Here is a 19,535-nt window from a genome sequence, read left to right as displayed (position 1 = left end):
TTTTTAAGAGATATGTTCCCCTCCATTAACGGGGATTACGCAGCCATTAATCCAGGAGGCCTCTTCTTTACACAGTAAATATGCCGCATTAGCAACATCTTGTGGCGTTGTTATTCTATTAAAAGGATTTCGTTGTACACTATGCACTATAATTTGTTCATGACCAGGGATCATTCGTAATGATTGTGTATCAACAGCTCCGGGCTGCAAGCAATTTGCTCTAATTCCATGGGGTGCAAATTCTAAAGCAATACTACGCGTAATGGCTTCAAGCGCAACTTTTGCAGCAGAAACAGCTGCATAGTTTTTCCAGGCCTTTGTATTTCCTTCGCTGGTAAAGGATATAATACGGGTATCATCGGCAAATAGTTGTGCATCAAAAATCGCTTTTACCCAATCATAAAGACTAATTGCCATAGCCTCTAATGTTAAATGAAAATCATCATTTTTAAGAGTATGATCTGCATTAATCATAGGTTTTAGATTACCTTTTGCTATACTATGAATTAATGTTTTTATTCGCCCTTGACCGATCTCTTTTTTAATTTCAAGAATAACTTCTTTTCGATTTTCAGGTTTAAGCAGGTCAATGTTATAGGAAAGAAAATTAACACCAAGCGCTTTGATTTTTTTAAAATCATCCCCTATCTGATTTAATTCACTCTTGCGATTACGATGCACTATAATAATATTCATACCGTGCATGGCTAACTTCTTAGCAGTAGCCAATCCTAGACCTGTACTCCCACCAAGCACTATTCCCCATTCATTTTTATCTATAAATTCTTTTTCCATATAAGAGATCTCCGTTTACACGGAAACAAAAATTAGTATTCTATTTTGGCTACCATTCTAATAATATTCGCTGTGCCGAGAATCCAGGACCGAAACTAAGCATTAATCCCGTTTCGCCTTCTTGAGGGTTTCGTTCTAAAAAACGTTCTAACACATATAAGACCGTAGCACTACTCATATTACCATATTCTTTTAATATAGCCTTTGTATCGTCTATATTTTTCCCAAGGTGACCAAAAAATTCTTCAACCGTTTGTACAATTTTCTTCCCTCCCGGATGAAATATAAGATGATCTATATCTTCAATTTTTGTATTGTATTTCTTTAAAAACGGATGAATTACATCAGGAAAATGCTCAGCAATTTTTGCAGGTACTTCTGGATCCAACACCATCTGCAATCCGCCATTTGTCATTTTAAAACCCATCATTGGCGTAGCATCATAAAAATGATACATTTCATCTCCCACAATCTTAGGACCAACAGTATTTTCTTCTGAAGATAATAATGCACAAGCCGCCCCGTCTCCAAAAATCGCAGCACTTACCATATTAGTCATACTATGATCATCTAACTGAAAAGTAGCTGTAGGTGATTCTATAGCTATTACCGCAGCTCTCTTACCAGGGTTAGCTTGCAGAAAGTTTCTGGCATAAATAATTCCTGAAACCCCAGCAGCACATCCCATTTCTGTAACAGGCAACCGTACAATATCTTGCCTAAGATCTAGATCATTTATAATATAAGCATCAAGAGAAGGAATCATAATCCCAGTGCAACTCACCGTAATAATATAATCTAAAGATTTAGAATCCCAACCTGCCTTTTCTAAAGCATTTTGCAAAACAGATGTCCCCAATTTCTTAACCTCTCTTACATAAATATCATTTTTTTCTTCAAAAGATGTAGCTGTAAACACTTCTTCTATACTCATAATACCGTAGCGTCTATCCACAGCAGCATTTTCAAAGACCTTAAGTACTTTACGCCTAAAACGGTCTTCTTTTCCTGATAACCATTGAGAAACAAAAGGTAATATTTCTTTGGTTTCTCTCATATATTGCGGTAACTCTTTTGTTACTGCGGTTATTCTTACCTCCAAATTTCCTTACTTTATGTATTAATATTTTGTTTTAATAATCCAACGATATCGAAATGCCCATTTCCAATCAATTTGGTATTGTTGTAATTTTAAATCCTTGGCATACGACAGTAATTCTTGTTTCTTAAACCCTCTTTTGATAGAAACCAAACCGTCATTTTTTGCAATATATCCTTTAATAAAAAAGAAACTAAAGAGTCTAAACAGGTAATATGCAATTTTACTTCTTTGTAAATCATTAATTATGATCCCTAAAGAGGCTAATTCTAAAGTCTTTTTTATAACTTCTTTGATTTCATTACAGTTAAGATGATGCAGTGTTAGTGTGCAAATGATGATATCACAGGCTAGTTCTGAACGATCAATATGTAAAATATCCTTCTTATAATATTCTATTTCCGGATACGGAATACTTAAGTCTTTGGCAATTTCAAGGCTTTTATCATTTAGATCTACACCAACTAGCTTAATTTTTATATTTTTTTTTCTACATATATCAGCAATAACCCTAAGCATTTCACCATCTCCACATCCCAAGTCTAATAGTACTAATTCTTTATCGAGATTAGCGTCATTAATTAACTTGGCTACCGCTTTTACAGTTATACTATTACCTCCCAACAACTTATTTACCCGAGAGATATCCGACAAAGCAATTTTTAAGGCCTTTTCTTCTACAAAAGGATCGTCCATTAGTTCTGACTCATCACTTCTATGTTCTAAATTAACTAACATACTAAGGGTTCTCCATGTGTTTGTTTGATTACTTTAGGTACCATCGAAGGCAATATAGTAGCCAACTTATACGACAACTGTTGCAAATGACTATTTAATAGTACTTTTTGAAGCAACCTTCCAGAATATAATCTTTTAGAAAAAGTAGCATTCCATCGTTTCGTATACATCCTTTCTAGCTCTGTTCTTGGTCGTTTAACTGTGCAATTGTAATTCTCTATTAATAGTTCACATAATATTTGAGAACTTTGTATAGCCATAGCCATACCATTACCGCATAGTGGATGAATGAGCCCTGCAGAATCTCCTACCATAAAAATATGATTTTCTACAGGTTTCTTTTTATCAAAATTAATCTGACTTATCGTTATTGGTTTATCAAAAAGGAGCTCTGCATCTTCAAAAAAGCTTTTTAAATGTGGATTTTTATACATTACTTTTTGCTGAAAAGTATCAATATCTTTATATTTCTTAAAGCTATCATAATTCACCAGATAACAAGCATTCATTCTATCGTTTTCTACTTTAGACAGCCCACAATATCCCCCGTTAAAATTGTGAAGTGCAACCATATTTGTATCAAAATTTGCCTTATAATGCGCTTTAATAGCTAGCCAAGAGGATTTTTTGAAGATAAAATGCCGTTTTAGGGCCTTATCCAATATAGAACGCTTACCATATGAACCGATAACGTAGTCACTAGTAAAGGTTTGATTTTTACCCGTCTTGATTTGAAAACTTTCATTTTTGAAGCCAACTTCCAGTACTTGATCCTGTACTATTTCTACACCCAATTCTTTTGCTATTTTTGCCAAATGATGATCTAGCGCATATCTGCTAATTCCGAATCCACCTAAGGGCAGTACACTTTGAATAGCATTTCCTTTTTGGGTAGTTATGCTAAATTTTGAAATCTTAACTGGTTGAATTGCACTTAAATTAATGTTCAAGAAATCAAAATATGGTAGTACTTCATTAGAGATATATTCTCCACAAACTTTATGTTTTGGATAGTTGTTTTTTTCGATAAGCACAGCCTTAATTCCTTTTTTAGCTAAATGAATTGCACTGGTTAAACCAGCTAATCCCCCTCCTATGATTAGTATGTGCGAATGTTTGTTCATTTAATGAAGATACATAAATTTTGAGCATAAAAAAATCCCAACTATGTAGTCGGGATTTTTAATTTTTCTTTCAAGAAATATTATTGTTTTACTTGCTCTTGAGCCTCTTTTTTCATTTTCTCATTAGCAACAATACCAAGCTCTACTCTTCTATTTTTTGCTCTTCCTTCTGGTGTACCATTATCATATTTCGGCAGTGTTTCTCCATGAGCATATGTTGTTAAACGACTTCTGCTTATACCTTGAGACACCAAATATTCGGTTACAGCATTTGCTCTTTTTTGTGACAATGACATATTATAGCTATCATCACCTGTGCTATCTGTATGCCCTTCTACAATGATATTAGTGTCTGGGTACTCTTTGAATATACCAGCAAGTTTATTAAGGTTAGTTTTTGACTTTGCATTGATATTAGATTTATTGGTTTCAAAATAAACCCCACTATTTTCATCAAATACAACATCAATACCTTCACCAACTCTAGTAACTTCGGCACCTGGTATCTCTGATTCGATTTTCTGAGCTTGTTTATCCATTTGTTTCCCAATAACTCCACCAGCTACCCCACCAACAACACCACCAATAACGGCTCCAAGTGCAGAGTTTCTTTTTCCAACATTATTCCCGATGACTCCACCAAGTACAGCCCCGGCTGCAGTACCAATTACCGCTCCTTTTTGAGTGTTATTTGCATTTTGTATGGCTTCACAACTCGATAATATTGCCACAGCCATTAATGCAATCCCTATTTTTTTAAGATTTGTATTCATCATGTATAGATTTGAATTATTGTATTTTGTTAAAGTTCATTGAGATCACAAAAGGTGAGCCTTCTAAACTTACTGTCATAGCCCATGTCATCGTTGAATCATCAAGATGCTTTAAGGCCATTCTATATCCAGCATTATTATTCGTGCTTTTTTTCTTTTCATTAATAGGTTTGAACATGAAGTAATATTCCCCACCTTCTTCTGGTTTTGGAATAGTAAATCTAAAATTACGCTCTCCTGTAGAAACACAGCTACTTTGGTTTACTGCATATTTACCTGTATTATTATTAGGAATAAATTTCCAAACACTTCCTGTAAAACACTCAGCAGAAGCATCATTATATAAATTTACATCAAATATACCAGATCGATCGTATGAGATATTATCTAGAGACCACTCCCCTTTTAAGGTTTTTTTTGCTGCAATAACCGTTTTTTGGGGGGCGCTGCAAGAAGCTAACAACACTACTGCTAGCATTAACATAAGTTTTTTCATTGTAGTTAGATTTTATTTTTATAAAAATAGCTAATAACGATAACGTTTCCAATATTATTATATTTCAATTTAATATTTATAAAAGAGATATAATTAGTCAGATAAAATGGATGAAATACATAAAATCTAGATATAAAACTTTATGGTCCTCTACTATAACCAAATAGGACTGCCCATTAAAATCAAAATCCCCAGAAATTATAAATTTCATAAAGATTATTTATTTCTAGGTACTCTAAATAATAATATAAGACCTATAGCAAAAAACAGGATTAGAAATAGAATAGAATATCGTACACTTCCTGTTAATTGAGCGATAATCCCATAGGAAAACATACCAATTACGATTCCAATTTTTTCTGAAACATCATAAAAACTGAAGTAAGAAGCAGTGTCCACTGCATCCTTTGGTAAAAATTTTGAATAGGTTGATCTAGAAAGTGCCTGTATACCTCCCATCACGAGGCCTACAATAGCCGCAGCAATGTAAAACTGAAATGGAGTCGTAATCGTATAGGCATAAATACAAATCCCAATCCAGATAAAGTTAATTGTAATTAAGGTTCTTATATTGCCGAATTTGGAAGAAGCTCTCGACGTTAAAATCGCACCAAGAACAGCCACAAGTTGAATTAATAATATACTTATGATTAGACCCGTAGTGGCGTTTTGTTCTCCCCAGTCTAATTCTTCAATACCAAAATAAGTAGCAATAAGCATAATAGTTTGCACCGCCATGCTATATACGAAAAATGAAGAAAGATATCTACGAAGCTTTATGTCTTTTTGAAGTGCATACCATATCATTTTTAATTCTTTAAAACCATTAAAAATTACTGCTTTGGTTAACACATCTTTCTTGTTTCCTTTAGGTAAATAATAATAAGTATATTGACTAAATAAGATCCACCAGACCCCTACCATTACAAAAGACAATCTGGTTGGGGTTCCTTCATCTTCGAAACCAAACCATTCGAACTTGAGAATCATAATAAGGTTTATGATCAACAAAATCACGCTACCGATGTATCCTAACGAATATCCTTTGGCACTAATCGCATCTTGTTGCTCGGGAAATGCAATATCCGGCAAATATGAATTATAAAACACCAAACTAGCCCAAAAACCGATTAATGCCAGAAAGTAGCATAATAACCCAAACCAAAGATGTTCTAGATTAAACCAATATAAACCGATACACGATACAGCTCCTAAATAACAAAAGAATTTCAGAAAGTTTTTCTTATTCCCCACATAATCGGCAATACCTGATAAAAACGGACTAATAAAAGAAACTACTAAAAATGCTAAGGCAGTAACATAACTTATTAGAGAATCATTATTAAAGTCATAGCCCAAAAAACGTACAGTATCGTCAATGATCGTACCTTTATCATCTTTGATTATTGTTAATGCTCCCCAGAATATCGGGAAAATAGCCGATGAAATGGTAAGGTTATATACCGAATTTGCCCAGTCATAGAATGCCCATGCATTTAACAACTTCTTATGTCCTTTGGGTAATATTTTACTCATCAAGTAGAATTTAAAAAGCCATCCCGAATTGGTTCAGAACGGCTTCTAAAATAGGTATAATCTTTTTAATGAATATAAACTTTACAATTATTTAAAAGTTGTTACCCCAAATTTTTTGGCTTCAGCTCTTGCTGAAGGCGCCCATGCAGTAAGGTTTGCAATACGCGTATCACTTGATGGGTGCGTACTCATAAATTCTGGTGGAGCCTGCCCCCCGCTATTGGCTTTCATACGTCTCCATAGGTTCGCTGCTTCATCGGGATTATATCCTGCAATAGCCATAAGCTGTAATCCGATACGATCTGCTTCAGTTTCGTGGCTTCTACTAAAAGGTAGCATCACTCCAAACTGGCTTCCTAGCCCAAAAGCTGTACCAACAATTTGCTGTGTTTCTTTACTTTTCCCACTTACTGCAGCCGCTGTTGCCACACCCGCAACCTGTTGTACTTGCGCTGCACTCATTCTTTGTTGACCATGATTTGCCAATGCATGGGCAACTTCATGGCCCATAATTGCAGCTACACCTGTTTCACCTTTTGCAATAGGTAAAATACCTGTGTAAAATACAATTTTACCACCAGGCATACACCATGCATTTACGGTTTTATCTTCTACCAGGTTATATTCCCACTTATAATCTTTAAGATATCCTGAGTAACCATTAGCATTTAACCAACGCTCTGAAGCTCTGGCAATTTTTTGGCCAACCCTAGTGATCATTTCTGCATCTGATGTACCTTTTACTACCTTATTTTCCCCTAAAAACTGGTTGTATTGTTGAAATGCCATTGGCAATATCTGAGAATTTGGCACTAATGCCAAAGTTTGCTTACCTGTAAAAGGATTAGTCGCACAAGATATAAACAGCAAAGCTGTTCCAAAGACAAAGAGTTTTCTGATTTTCATAATAGATATACTATATAATTTTGGTTAGTTAAAAATACTAAAAAAACACATCATTTGAAATAAACTACCGATGTTCTCTTTCTTAATTTTTCGGTGAAAACACAAATTATTCGATAACAGACCCTTATCTCATAAAAAATTTAATATTTATGTAGATAATCACATCTATAAAAAAAGGGGGATTTACCCTTTTCTTTAGGGGTTATTTCTTTTCAAAAGCAGAATAAAAATCCCTAATTTTATATTCGTTTTAAACCTTCCAAATAACTGTAAATCAGTATAATTAGCATTTGGATTTAAAACAATTAAAAGTTATATTTATATACCCCACATTTCTTTTTTTAGAAAGTATAATATACCGTACTCGCAGTTTATGGTTTTTAATTGCAATCGTTCTTGTTCATTAATATATAGAATACACGATTATGAACCTATATGCATTACTTATCGGAATAAATGAATACGAATTAAGCCCTTTAAAACAGTGTGTTAATGACGTAAATAAGTTTCAGGAGTATTTAAATACTCTGGGTAATGTTTATAGCTCAATTTCAATCAAAAACCTCACAAATAAAGAAGCTACCAAAGAAAACATTGCGAACTCAATTAGCACATTTTTGAATAAAGCAAATGATGATGATGTAGCATTCGTGTATTATAGTGGGCATGGAACTCTAGAAGAAAGCTCAGGCAGGTTTAGTGATGCACACACAGGTTCAATAGAATGTTTAGTATGTTATAATGATAGCTCGAATACTAATAACTTTTTGCTGGCAGATAAAGAACTACGGTATTTATTTTCAAAATTCGAAAACAATCCTCATCTAGTTACTATATTCGATTGTTGCCACTCTGGAGATATTGTAAGATCGATTAGTAAGCCAACTGATCACGATTCTCGACAGAGGAAAATGAATATTTTATTTCCTTCAAGAAAATATGAGAATTTTCTTTTTTCTCATGAAATTGATGAAGAAAGGATTAAATCACAACCGTTAGCTTCATTACTACCTTTCAAAAATTCGGTAAATATTTCGGCATGCCTTTCATCAGAATCTTCCTGGGAAGATCATAAAGGAGGTGTTTTTACACGGTTTTTATTACAGCTTTTAAAGGCAAAAGACAGTAAATTACGTTACCTCGATATAGCAAAATGGGCAAAAATAAGTCTAAAGGATATCACGAATAAAAAACAAACCCCAACGATAAGCGTACAGGGTAATGGAAAAATAGATCACTATAGCTCATGGCTAGGACTTTACCCTCGGCAAAGCCAATTAGATCAAGGGCAGATATTTTATAATACCAAAAATGGATGGTACTATAATAAAGGGCAACTTTTTGGGATAAAAGATGGGACTAAAATTACTATTCAGGTAGACGACAATAAAACGCTGACTACAGATATAATTGAAGTAAGTCTTGAAGATTCTTTAATTAAAGACCCTTTTGAATTAGGAATCCCATTAGAAATAACAAAGTCTTACCCGGTAATTACTGAGACCGTTTATAGCACTTTAGATATTTATATACTAAATCTTGATAAAGATGTATACGCCGAAAAACAAATAACGGCAATTATCAATAACACCAAAAATATAATTATTTCTGGAGAGGATAGCGCTAGATTCTTTGTAACGATATTCAATCAAACAGTCTATATAAACCTACCTGGTGATATATACAAGCCTTTAGCTGTTCAGATAGATCTTTTAAACACTCCTGAAGACACTATAATTAAGATGTTAACCAATCAACTGGAATCCCTGGTAAAATGGAACTTCTATAATACACTAACCAATCCTGATGCAGGTTTTTCTGTTATCCCCATTAAAGTTGAAATACGAATGGATGATACGCAGCAATGGATAGATGTAACCAATTTGAGTTTTGATCTTGACACCATAGAAAATCAATACACAAGAAGTGGCGAATATTACCGAAAATATCAGGTTAAAGTATCCAACGTTTCAAAAGAGGAGATTTTTGTTACTGCTTTATTATTAAGTTCTGATATAGGGATCTCAACAGACCTTTTAGACCATATGTCTAAAAAGCTTAAGCCAGGAGAGTCTGTATTGTTTTACGAACATCACAGTTCTCCCTATGCTGGTTGGTCATTAGACACCTACAAAGAAATCTATAATTGGAAACATGATTGGCTATACTATAAATTTATTATCAATACCAGGGAAGATATTACGACAGCTATCCCTAGCATGAGTCAAAATCCTTTATCACCTCCAATTACCCATTCTGGTAATCTAATGGGGCATGGAGCTATTGCTGATTTTTTACCCGAAAAAACAAAATGGGATGTATATACTACTACACTTAGACTTCACAACCCAGCATATAATATAATTAACAAAAAGCTGCTTCAAAACTGGGATTGGTATACAAATCATGAAATCGTAGCTCCGTTTATTAACGCTCTATACACCACTAAAAAGCAAAATGGGCTTGTTTTCAAGACAATAAACAAAACTAACGCCTTAGGAGATCCAGAAATCAATGATAGAAACATATCAGGATTCAAATTAAAACTGGGTAACTATCTTGATGATAAATATCGCTATCGCAAGTTTAAGAAATCTAAAAAGCTGCTACCAAACTCACCTATTATAGTAGCCGAGGGAGATTCATGGTTTTTGTTTCCGTTTTTGGTAAAAGATACTATTGATTATGTAATGGAAAAATATCCTGTGCGCAGTATTGCTTCGGCAGGAGATGAAATACAAAACTATAGAGAAAGTGGTCAATTACTTGAAGAAATAGAAAAAGAACGTCCTAGATATGTACTCATAAGTGGTGGCGGAAATGATATCATAGGCCCAGAGATCATAGATATTCTTATCGAAGGATTACCATCGGGCTTAGAACCTTCAAAGTATTTGAACGAGAATCACAAGAAAAAAATGAAGGACCTATGGGGCAATTATAATTACTTTTTTAATAGAATTTACGAATTCAAATTCGTAGAACAAGTATTTATACATGGTTATGATTATGTTCTTGCTGATCTTGATAGCAAAATCATTAAAAATGGTTGGGTAAATAAATATTTAATTGAAAAAGGAATCACTGCAATAGAAGATAGAACTAATGTAATTCGGTACCTCATCGACACATTTAATGAGTTATTAAAAGATATTACTCAAAAACACAAAAATGCAACGTACTTAGATATGAGATCTTTAGTCCATAAGGATGAATGGTATGATGAAATTCATCCAAACGATGAAGGATTTGAAAAAGTTGCCGGAAAATTTTTAAACGCTATTAACCAATTAGAATATATACAACATGAGAATATGTAAAAACAACATAACCGATCAGATAAGAGATCTGTTTGACGCGAATCCACTTAGAATACCTGAAGCTAGAATACAGCCTATGTGTATGTTAGAAATTCAAAATCATAAACAAAAGTACTTAGGAGAATTTAAGTTCTTAGTTAAAGATGGGTTTGAGCACACTATAGCTATTAATACGGCACCTGTAGCACAAGTGTCTGATGTTAAAACAAAAAAAATTGATTTTAAGATTGGATTTGATATCCTAGGCAATTTTATAAAGGCATTTGGTTTAGATCCTGCTGTTATAGGAGCTTCGGTAAAAGGTTCTAGTAAAATGGCTTTTTCTTTCGGAAATGTAGTAAGAAAATATATAGACACCTTAGAACTAGGACATATCTTGGTAAGCCATGATATTAAAGGGGATCAGGATAATATTTTTATTAAAAATATTACAGATACTAAAGATGTACAACTTGCATTGATTACTGATATTCTTACAAGTACCGACTTTTCGCTTTCAACATACAAAGATAATACCACCCAGGCGGAGATAAACATTCCATTAATCCAGGATTATTTGGGAAATATTGATACTGGTTTAACTATTGAAAAAGTATCAGAGAACGAGGTAAAGTTTAAAGGCGAAACTCCCCTAACCTATGCTTTTACTTGTGTAGAAATTAATATCGATCCCTTAACCGGCAAATTTTCTAGAGGACAGTGGCTAGACAATATCAGATCTGTTAAGGGTGCTGCAGCAGTAGCCACAGCCGAGCAGATCGAAATACCAAAATTATTGCTTGATGATAATCAAGCTAATCCACTATTGATTGACTTTTAAAACCTAAATACAATAATGATGAAGGAATATTTTGTTGGAATATTTGAAAATGATACAGGAGCTCCGCTTACCTATTTAGATGATGAGCGTAAAGAGATAGATGTTCTTTTATTAAAACATAAAGAAACATTTAGCAAAGAAATAATCCCCAATGAAGGGATAGATGGATTTATTAGTAAACTACAGTTGCTTACTAATGATATGACAATTTTTCACTTTAGTGGCCATCATAATAACGATGACAAAGCTATTAAATTAAGTGATGAGATATTTAATGACAAGGGGTTGATTGAAATTTTGAATAATGCACCAAAGTTAAAAATGGTTTTTATAAATGGCTGTTCTAGTCAAAAGATTGTAGATGCCTTACATAATGTACCTATAGTAATTGGCACCAGAACCCCTGTTTATGATCATTTTGCAAAAACATTATCCACGCGATTTTATGAATTATTGCTTAATCAGAAAGACAATATCAATGCTAGTGAAAAAATCGAAGATATATTTAATCAGGCAAAAGGCTTTTTACAAGGTCATTATGAAGATTCAAATAGTACCGAAAGAGGCCCGATGGCCGCAGATGATATTGACAAAAAAGTAAACAACTACAGTTTTAAAATTAATACTGAAGCAGATGATTTCGAATTACGAACCATATATTATCCTGATCCGGATAATTTCCCTGTAAAGAAACATTTTAAAACACTTATTGATGAGATTAGACAAGAAGAAAACCTTAAGGAAGAATTATATAAATACTATCCTTACTTTTTATGTATTCACTTAGAAATACTGTCTGATTTTAATGATATAAACAATAGCATTTATCAGGAATTGAGTAAAGAACGGTATTGGGTTATCCGAAGTATGTTTAAAGAATTTTTAAATTTTCTGAAGTTCTCTGCCTATTCAATTATATGGTCAATTTCAAGAGATAAACCCGAGTTTAAAGCAAAATTAAGTGAACAGCTAAAAGAAATCCTTAGAGAAAACCTAGAAATCGGTTGGGAATCCCATGTACAGGACAAAATTTCAGAAGATCTGGCTTTTATTTATAACAATATCCCCGATGAATATTTAAGTAAGAATCCACTTTGGGGTGAATTAAAATCTTGCGTTATACAAAACCGACAGCTATTTAAAGATGTCTCTGATTTCTTTTCGGCACACCTTGAGCATAATAAAAACAGTAAACATGATTATATAAGAACAGAGCTTTACTTAGAAAAATTCTTGAAAAATTTTAAATTTTTGAGATCCTTAGGAATTGAGTCTATCTATGATGTTTTCTATAATCAATTTAGATACGACAACCAGCGCTCTTATGTCATTAATAAATCTTATTACCCTGTAAATAAAAGACCTACATCATTAGACGATAAAAAAAGTGAAATTTTCAAAGTGAATGATGATGAAGCTTCATTAGATATAGATATACATTCTGTATATATATGTACTACGAAGAATAGTAATGAAAAACCAAAAAGGCAATTAAATCTTTCTCCTTTTTATCTTGATGTTAACTCTACATCTGTTGCAAAGGACAAAATCAAACTATACTATTTAGACCGATATTCTGAAGCAACAGAAAAATTAATATATAAAGAGGTAATCAATGCCAAAGCCGATAGAGATAACAATTCTAAAAAGAGAAAGTTAGGTGAAGAAATAGAGGTTCCATTAGATGAAGATATGATTTTAGCCTTATACAAAGACGGTAAAAAGGATATCATAGAAATTGAAGAAAAGAAAAAAATAAGGGATCATTTCGAATATATAAAGAATTTAATATCCTATTCGTAGTCATGCCACATTCAAAAATAATATCCCCGTTTAAGTTTCTTGACTCGTATCAAAAAAAGGATTATCAAACCTATTTTGGTAGGGATCAGGAAAGCTCGAGCCTTTTTGATCTGTATAAGGATTCTTCGATCATGATTTTACATGGCCCGTCGGGATCAGGTAAAACAAGTCTTATCTATTGTGGGTTACTAAATAAAATAAGAGAGGATAAAAAGGTAATTAGTATCCGTAGAGATGATAATATTATAGAAGCCATTAAGAAAACCCTTTTTATATACTCTGGAGGCGAAAATTGGACAAGTGATACCCCTTCAAAATTATTAGATGATTTTTTTTCTTCTCATGCTGACCTAAATAGAATTCTAGGTTTTATTGAGCATATCGAAGGATTGATGCTTAATGTAGAAGAAGAAATAATAGAACGTAAAAGAAACAAAAAGAAAGTAACACTTGCTCCATCAGAACAATTAGAGGTAGATACCTCTATTAATGCTGCCGAGGATGACCAATATGCAATTATCAAATATAAAGAACGATTACGAAAATTTATTATAGAAAGAAAAGAGCTCCTGGAGAAGTTAAGAGAAAAAAACAAACAAGTAACAACTATCTCTAATCAATTAAACCATTACTTAACCAATGTTAGGGTTAAAAACTCAACTACATTATTTGCTCCATTGGTAATTTTTGATCAGTTCGAAGAGCTTTTTGTTCATGGTACTAAAGAAGAAATCAATAGGTTTGGATTTTTCTTAAAGTTAATATTCGATTACAAAATTCCGTTTAATATTATTATCTCTTTAAGAGAAGAATATTTTGGTTACCTGGACCAATTACAATCCTACATTCCACATATTTTTTATAAGAAAATACGTCTTGCACATCCAGATAAAGAAAGTATAAAAAATATTATTGAAAAGTCTTTTCAGAAATTTAATATTAACCAGTATAAAGGTGCTACCAATGAAGAATTACCCGATATAGAGAAACAAAATAGAATCGAGTTAATTCTGGATCAAATTAAAATCAAAGATAATGGGTCAACAAGTTATCACCTGCCATTCTTACAAGTATACCTGGATCGGTTATATAAAATTGATTACTATAGAACTTACGGAAGTGATTCTTCAAGAAATGAAAATGATACTCTACTACCATTAGAGTTTAAAGAAGATGAAATCAAAGAGTTTGGTTCTATCGAGAACGTATTAGAAAATTATATACGAGAAATTAATAATAAAATCATTCGTAACACAGATAATAAGCTAAATAACAAAGTACAGCATAAAGACAGTGTTATAAAATTTTTACGCCACTTTAGAACCAAAGATGATCTTAAAAAAAGAGTACCCATACAAACTGTAGGCGAAAACTATTATATTATAAATAATCAAAAAACTCTTAATAAAATCCAATCAGATATATGGCATGATAATAATCTAGAGTATAATGATACTGTTTCTGAAATCATTAATGAATTAAAAGAAAAAGGTATTCTTAATGTAAGTACTGATTATGCAGAACTAAGCCATGATATTATTGCCAAAGTTATTAGTAATATTCGTACTGAAGATGATTTTAGATCATTAATTAAGAAAGATTTTATCTCCTCTTTTGATATTTATGAAGACACCAAAAATGAAGGCGATTTGTTGTCAATTCAACAAATAGAGCGAATGAATCAATGCATGAGCTATATCATGAATGATGATAATACCGAGCGTTTAGAACGAAAAAAGCAATTTTTAAAGAAGAGTATTGAAGAAAGTCAGAAAGAGGAATTAGAGAAAAAAAAGCTAGAAAAAAGATTGAAAAAATTTGTGTATTATCCTACCATTATAACATGCTTATTATTTATTTTGATAGCACTCATTTATTCTAGCTACAATTTATCCAAAGAATTAAAAATAAACGAATTATCTGTAAATATTCATAAGATAATGGGCTACGCTTTAAGTGATTACAATATAGATAAAACAAAATCTTTAAATTATATTTTAAATTCTGAAGACCTTCTTGAAAAAGAAAGTAAAAAATTGTTGTATTTCATGCCTATCCTCTCCGATCAGGATTCAATATTCGATTTTGTAAAAGATTTTAAAAACGAATTTTATAAAGAATACCACAGAACTCCTCTCTATCATAATAGTTTAGATTTTAAAGGCCGTTTAAAAAAAATAAAGGCTACTAAAACCCGTTTAGCACCTTCAAATAACTCGTTATTATACGTATTTGTATTGAGTGAGACCGATAGTCTCATTGTAAAGTCTGTTTTATACAAAAAGAAAAATGCTCCCAGTAATTCGGTTCTTTTTGAAGCCAAAAATGTTTTAGCCTACGAGCCTTTTAAAAGCAAAAATCGGCTCATGACGTTAATAGCCCAAAAAGATGACAATACTGTACAACTAAAACTAATAGACCATGCTAATGAAAATAAAACAACTGCCGTAACTGGAGCCCCACTTATTAATGGAAGCAATAAAAAAAATGACTCCCTATCGGTTTACATAGAACATCAATCCCAATATTCTTTTCTTATTGCGATTGATAAAGTTGTCAATAAAGTAACGATAGATTCGATCTCTAAAAATACCTATACAATTGATCCAATTATAACTTTAAGTGATCCAATTCGAAAAATAAAGACATTTAAAGACAAAAAATATTATTTAGTCCTTCATGGTAAAAATAAATTCTATACTAATAATACTACAATCGATTCTACCTTTTTAAATAGCGCACTTGCCGAAGAAGATAGCTTTCACACATTTCAGATTAAAAATGATACCACTTTGTTTTTAGGGTTACAAGGAAGAATTAAAGTCTTTGATTTATTCAATAAAAATATCAAGGATCATTTTGTACACGATAAACAAATCAATACGATTGATTTAAATGACGAAGGAGAAATGCTGATTAGCAGCCAGGATAATGGCGCCAACTTATTAAGTAAGAATAATATGCTACTTAAACAATTTATTGGGCATGCCAAACCGCTCAAAAATGTTTCTTTTATAGATAAAAACTTTATTGTGACCAGCAGTGAAGATCAAACTGTTAAAATATGGAATATAGCACCAATTGAGATTGCCTCTGGTTCTGTTACAGGTGAAATCATAGATGTTCAATACCAGAATGATGACAAAATTAAGGTCATTTATAACCCAAAAAATGACACTATCAAAAGACTTGATGGTAGAGTTGATAAAACAGTTTTCTTGTCAATTAATGATAATAGTATCCAAGAGCATAAAGGCGAGGTAAAAAATAGTGATGCTTCTTTGGATAATGTGTATAAGCTATCAAGAATTTCTAATGATTTGCTATTAATAAATAACAAATCGAAATCAAATTATGAGGTAATAAAGGTTTCTCCACGAATTACCAGAGAGATTATCGCTATTGATCTACAAGACAGCCTTCTACTAACCGCTAGTAATGATAATACGATCCAGATATATCAGAAAGAAAAAGGTCAAAGTAAATATATTCAGATACCAAGTATGATACATCATGATTATACAATCAATGCGGCTACTTTTTCTAAAGATGGGCACTTTATACTATCAGGTGACGAACGAGGAAATATTAAGAAATGGGAATTCGAAAAATTCGAAGAGTTAATAAACTCGAGAACATTTAAAGACACTACTTTAATGGAAACCTCTAAATAACTTAAGCCAAAATATGTAATTCGGTAAAATCTTTTGGCACTACTAACGAATTATTTTTTTGATCAAAATTTACATCTTCAAACGAAACGACTACGTTATCTATTTCTATTTCTTTTATTTTAAAAGGCAGTCCTATTAACTCTATTCTCATGGTTTCATATGCTGTGATATAGCTTCCATTTTTATGCTGTTGAATGATTAGTTCATGTTCTTTCCCCGTAAAAGAAAAACTTCGTAAACTAAATCTGCCTTTAGCATAGTCATAGCCATCTTGCGCATCTTCATATACTTTAGACACTTCCTTGTTGCCAAGTTTATAGTAGGCTTCTACATGTAATTCTTCAATTTTTTTCTCGCCCACATATTGCTGTATAGGGTATTTAGGAATAATAGCTCCTTCTTTTATGAACAAGGGAATAATATCCAAATCTGCATCAACCCATTGCTCCATTCCTCCTTTTACATATTCGCGCGTCCAGTAATTATACCAGTTTCCTCTAGGGATATACATTCTTCTTCCTTTAGCATTTGGCTCTTGTACCGGGCAAACGAGAATTTGGTTTCCAAACACGAACTCATCGGTTCTATAATGTGTTTGCGGATCGGTTTGGTCAAATAATACAAGTGGTTTTAGCATAGGGATCCCTTGTTCGGCGTACTCCCAAAACATGGTATATAAATAGGGTAATAATTGATATCGTAATTCGACAAATTTTCGTGTTACATCAACAACTTCTTCTCCAAAGGTCCATGGTTCCTGGTTACCGTGATCCCCAGAAGAGTGCGTACGACAAAAAGGGTGAAATACTCCTAATTGTATCCATCGGGCATATAATTCTCCTGTTGGGTGCTCTGCAAAACCTCCAATATCACTACCGGTAAACGACATACCGCTCATGCTCATTCGTTGTGCCTGAATGTTGGCGATCCACAAATGCTCCCACGTGGCTACATTATCACCTGTCCAAGAAGAAGTATATCGCTGTGCTCCAGAATATGCTGATCTTGTAATAATAAAGGGACGCTTTGGATATGCAAATTGTTTTACCCCTTCGTATGTGGCTCTGGCCATTTGCGTACCATAGATATTATGGGCTTTTCTATGGCTACAAGGGTTGCCGTCATAATTATGGCGTACATCATCAGGAAATGTTTTACCAGGTACTTCCATAACAGCCGGTTCATTCATATCATTCCATACACCCTTTACTCCAATTTCATCAATAATTTCTTTGAATAATCCTGACCACCACTCTCGTACTTCGGGATTCGTAAAATCTGGGAAAAAGCATTCTCCCGGCCATACCTTACCTCGCATATAGGGTCCATCGGCTCGTTTACAGAAGTAATCTTTATCCATAGCCTCTTTATATACCCAATATTGATCATCAATCTTAATTCCTGGATCTATAATCACTACAGTTTTAAAACCATCTTCGGCCAATTCGGCTACCATTCGCTTAGGATCTGGAAAGTATTCTTTATTCCACGTAAAACATCTAAAACCTTCCATATAATCAATATCCAGATAAATGGCATCACAAGGAATTCGAAGTTCTCTAAATTTACTAGTAACTTCCTTCACTTTATTCTCTGGATAATAACTCCATTTACATTGATGATATCCCAATGCCCATAGCGGAGGTAATTCGGGCTTTCCTGTTAAATCTGTATAACGCGTAACAACATCTTGCATATCTGGACCATAGAAGAAATAATAATTCATTTCTCCTCCTTGTGCCCAAAAACTGGTTACGTTACGTCTTTCATGACAAAAATCAAAAAACGTCCTAAATGTATTATCAAAAAAGATTCCATAGGCTCTCTCTTCATACATTCCTAAATAAAAAGGTACACTTTTATACAAAGGATCCTGATCCTTGCCAAATGCATATTGATCTGTTGCCCAATTTTCTATGCGTTTCCCTTTTAGATTAAGGTGCATTGGTTTATCACCAAGACCATAGTAGCATTCTCCTTGCGGAGCCGATTTACTCATTTTTACTATGTTACCACCATATTCATAACTCTGCTCCCAATGAAAACCCCAATCATCTTTACATATAACATTACCGTGTAAATCAAAAATAGACGTTTTAAGGTCTGTTTTATTTATGGTCACTTCAACTCGAGAAGTAAGTATTGTATAATGCGATGTATGCTCTTCAACCTCTAATTTACTATAACCTCTCGCTCCATCTTCACTAATAGCATAAGAAAAGTCATTCTCAAAATTATTATCGGTTGCATATCGAAAACGAAGTACGCTACCTCTTAAAACGGTAACTTGCAGGATGACACCATTTTCTGTGGTAAAATTTATCTTATCTACATGCTGCGAAAAGGAAATAATCCCTCCTGGAAACATATTTCCTTTCTGTTCTAATTCTGTATTGGTGATCATATATTCATCTTTTACTTTTAGACTTGGGCAATGTAAAAGAACAACAA

At 33.0% G+C, this 19,535-nt stretch carries 13 protein-coding genes; 4 read left to right on the top strand and 9 right to left on the bottom strand.

Annotated elements, in window-relative coordinates; all coding sequences use genetic code 11:
- Positions 1–3: 3 nt before the first annotated feature.
- The 8 genes from ABW637_RS16000 to ABW637_RS15965 all read right to left on the bottom strand — a co-directional run bounded on the left by ABW637_RS16000 (position 4) and on the right by ABW637_RS15965 (position 7,467).
- Complete coding sequence (locus ABW637_RS16000) at positions 4–795, bottom strand: enoyl-ACP reductase FabI (protein WP_367585726.1); 792 nt, start codon at positions 793–795, stop codon at positions 4–6.
- A 49-nt stretch (positions 796–844) separates the two neighbouring features.
- Positions 845–1,852, bottom strand: a complete 1,008-nt coding sequence (locus ABW637_RS15995; RefSeq protein WP_367585902.1) for a type III polyketide synthase — start codon at positions 1,850–1,852, stop codon at positions 845–847.
- A gap of 63 nt (positions 1,853–1,915) precedes the next feature.
- Positions 1,916–2,632 (bottom strand): methyltransferase domain-containing protein, encoded by a 717-nt coding sequence (locus ABW637_RS15990; RefSeq protein WP_367585725.1) that lies wholly within the window; start codon positions 2,630–2,632, stop codon positions 1,916–1,918.
- Positions 2,626–3,756 carry an NAD(P)/FAD-dependent oxidoreductase gene (locus tag ABW637_RS15985; protein WP_367585724.1) on the bottom strand — a complete coding sequence of 377 codons (1,131 nt, stop codon included), beginning with the start codon at positions 3,754–3,756 and terminating at the stop codon, positions 2,626–2,628. Before ABW637_RS15985 ends, ABW637_RS15990 begins: the two co-directional genes overlap by 7 nt.
- An 80-nt stretch (positions 3,757–3,836) precedes the next feature.
- Complete coding sequence (locus tag ABW637_RS15980; protein ID WP_367585901.1) at positions 3,837–4,529, bottom strand: YiaD family glycine zipper/OmpA-like lipoprotein; 693 nt, start codon at positions 4,527–4,529, stop codon at positions 3,837–3,839.
- Between the two features lie 16 nt (positions 4,530–4,545).
- Positions 4,546–5,025: a lipocalin gene (locus ABW637_RS15975; protein ID WP_367585723.1), complete on the bottom strand. Its 480-nt coding sequence runs from the start codon at positions 5,023–5,025 to the stop codon at positions 4,546–4,548.
- 216 nt (positions 5,026–5,241) lie between these two features.
- Positions 5,242–6,561, bottom strand: a complete 1,320-nt coding sequence (locus tag ABW637_RS15970; protein ID WP_367585722.1) for an MFS transporter — start codon at positions 6,559–6,561, stop codon at positions 5,242–5,244.
- Between the two features lie 87 nt (positions 6,562–6,648).
- On the bottom strand, positions 6,649–7,467 hold the full coding sequence (locus ABW637_RS15965; protein ID WP_367585721.1) for a M48 family metallopeptidase: 819 nt from the start codon (positions 7,465–7,467) through the stop codon (positions 6,649–6,651).
- 425 nt (positions 7,468–7,892) lie between these two features.
- On the opposite strand from ABW637_RS15965, the gene ABW637_RS15960 reads away from it, so the two are divergent.
- From ABW637_RS15960 to ABW637_RS15945, 4 genes are read left to right on the top strand one after another with little or no spacing between them, the layout of a single operon-like run.
- Positions 7,893–10,787, top strand: a complete 2,895-nt coding sequence (locus tag ABW637_RS15960; RefSeq protein ID WP_367585720.1) for a caspase family protein — start codon at positions 7,893–7,895, stop codon at positions 10,785–10,787.
- Positions 10,774–11,607, top strand: a complete 834-nt coding sequence (locus tag ABW637_RS15955; RefSeq protein ID WP_367585719.1) for a gasdermin — start codon at positions 10,774–10,776, stop codon at positions 11,605–11,607. The genes ABW637_RS15960 and ABW637_RS15955 overlap by 14 nt, the downstream gene beginning before the upstream one ends.
- Before the next feature lie 15 nt (positions 11,608–11,622).
- A complete protein-coding gene (locus ABW637_RS15950) occupies positions 11,623–13,410 on the top strand; it encodes a hypothetical protein (protein WP_367585718.1) in 1,788 nt (595 codons plus the stop codon).
- 2 nt (positions 13,411–13,412) lie between these two features.
- Complete coding sequence (locus ABW637_RS15945) at positions 13,413–17,084, top strand: AAA family ATPase (RefSeq protein ID WP_367585717.1); 3,672 nt, start codon at positions 13,413–13,415, stop codon at positions 17,082–17,084.
- A gap of 1 nt (position 17,085) precedes the next feature.
- On the opposite strand, the gene ABW637_RS15940 is transcribed toward ABW637_RS15945, so the two are convergent.
- Complete coding sequence (locus ABW637_RS15940; protein WP_367585716.1) at positions 17,086–19,488, bottom strand: glycoside hydrolase family 31 protein; 2,403 nt, start codon at positions 19,486–19,488, stop codon at positions 17,086–17,088.
- Positions 19,489–19,535 lie beyond the last annotated feature (47 nt).

The organism is Aquimarina penaris (assembly GCF_040786285.1).
Lineage (GTDB): Bacteria > Bacteroidota > Bacteroidia > Flavobacteriales > Flavobacteriaceae > Aquimarina.
Note: the sequence above shows the minus strand (reverse complement) of the source record. Positions and strands in the feature narration are given on the sequence as shown.

Excerpts from the sequence above, each read along its gene's own strand:
- ABW637_RS16000 (WP_367585726.1), bottom strand. The coding sequence starts at position 795 with ATGGAAAAAGAATTTATAGATAAAAATGAATGGGGAATAGTGCTTGGT.
- ABW637_RS15975 (WP_367585723.1), bottom strand. The coding sequence starts at position 5,025 with ATGAAAAAACTTATGTTAATGCTAGCAGTAGTGTTGTTAGCTTCTTGC.
- ABW637_RS15950 (WP_367585718.1), top strand. The coding sequence starts at position 11,623 with ATGATGAAGGAATATTTTGTTGGAATATTTGAAAATGATACAGGAGCT.
- ABW637_RS15970 (WP_367585722.1), bottom strand. The coding sequence starts at position 6,561 with ATGAGTAAAATATTACCCAAAGGACATAAGAAGTTGTTAAATGCATGG.
- ABW637_RS15985 (WP_367585724.1), bottom strand. The coding sequence starts at position 3,756 with ATGAACAAACATTCGCACATACTAATCATAGGAGGGGGATTAGCTGGT.
- ABW637_RS15945 (WP_367585717.1), top strand. The coding sequence starts at position 13,413 with ATGCCACATTCAAAAATAATATCCCCGTTTAAGTTTCTTGACTCGTAT.
- ABW637_RS15955 (WP_367585719.1), top strand. The coding sequence starts at position 10,774 with ATGAGAATATGTAAAAACAACATAACCGATCAGATAAGAGATCTGTTT.
- ABW637_RS15980 (WP_367585901.1), bottom strand. The coding sequence starts at position 4,529 with ATGAATACAAATCTTAAAAAAATAGGGATTGCATTAATGGCTGTGGCA.
- ABW637_RS15940 (WP_367585716.1), bottom strand. The coding sequence starts at position 19,488 with ATGATCACCAATACAGAATTAGAACAGAAAGGAAATATGTTTCCAGGA.
- ABW637_RS15965 (WP_367585721.1), bottom strand. The coding sequence starts at position 7,467 with ATGAAAATCAGAAAACTCTTTGTCTTTGGAACAGCTTTGCTGTTTATA.
- ABW637_RS15995 (WP_367585902.1), bottom strand. The coding sequence starts at position 1,852 with ATGAGAGAAACCAAAGAAATATTACCTTTTGTTTCTCAATGGTTATCA.
- ABW637_RS15960 (WP_367585720.1), top strand. The coding sequence starts at position 7,893 with ATGAACCTATATGCATTACTTATCGGAATAAATGAATACGAATTAAGC.
- ABW637_RS15990 (WP_367585725.1), bottom strand. The coding sequence starts at position 2,632 with ATGTTAGTTAATTTAGAACATAGAAGTGATGAGTCAGAACTAATGGAC.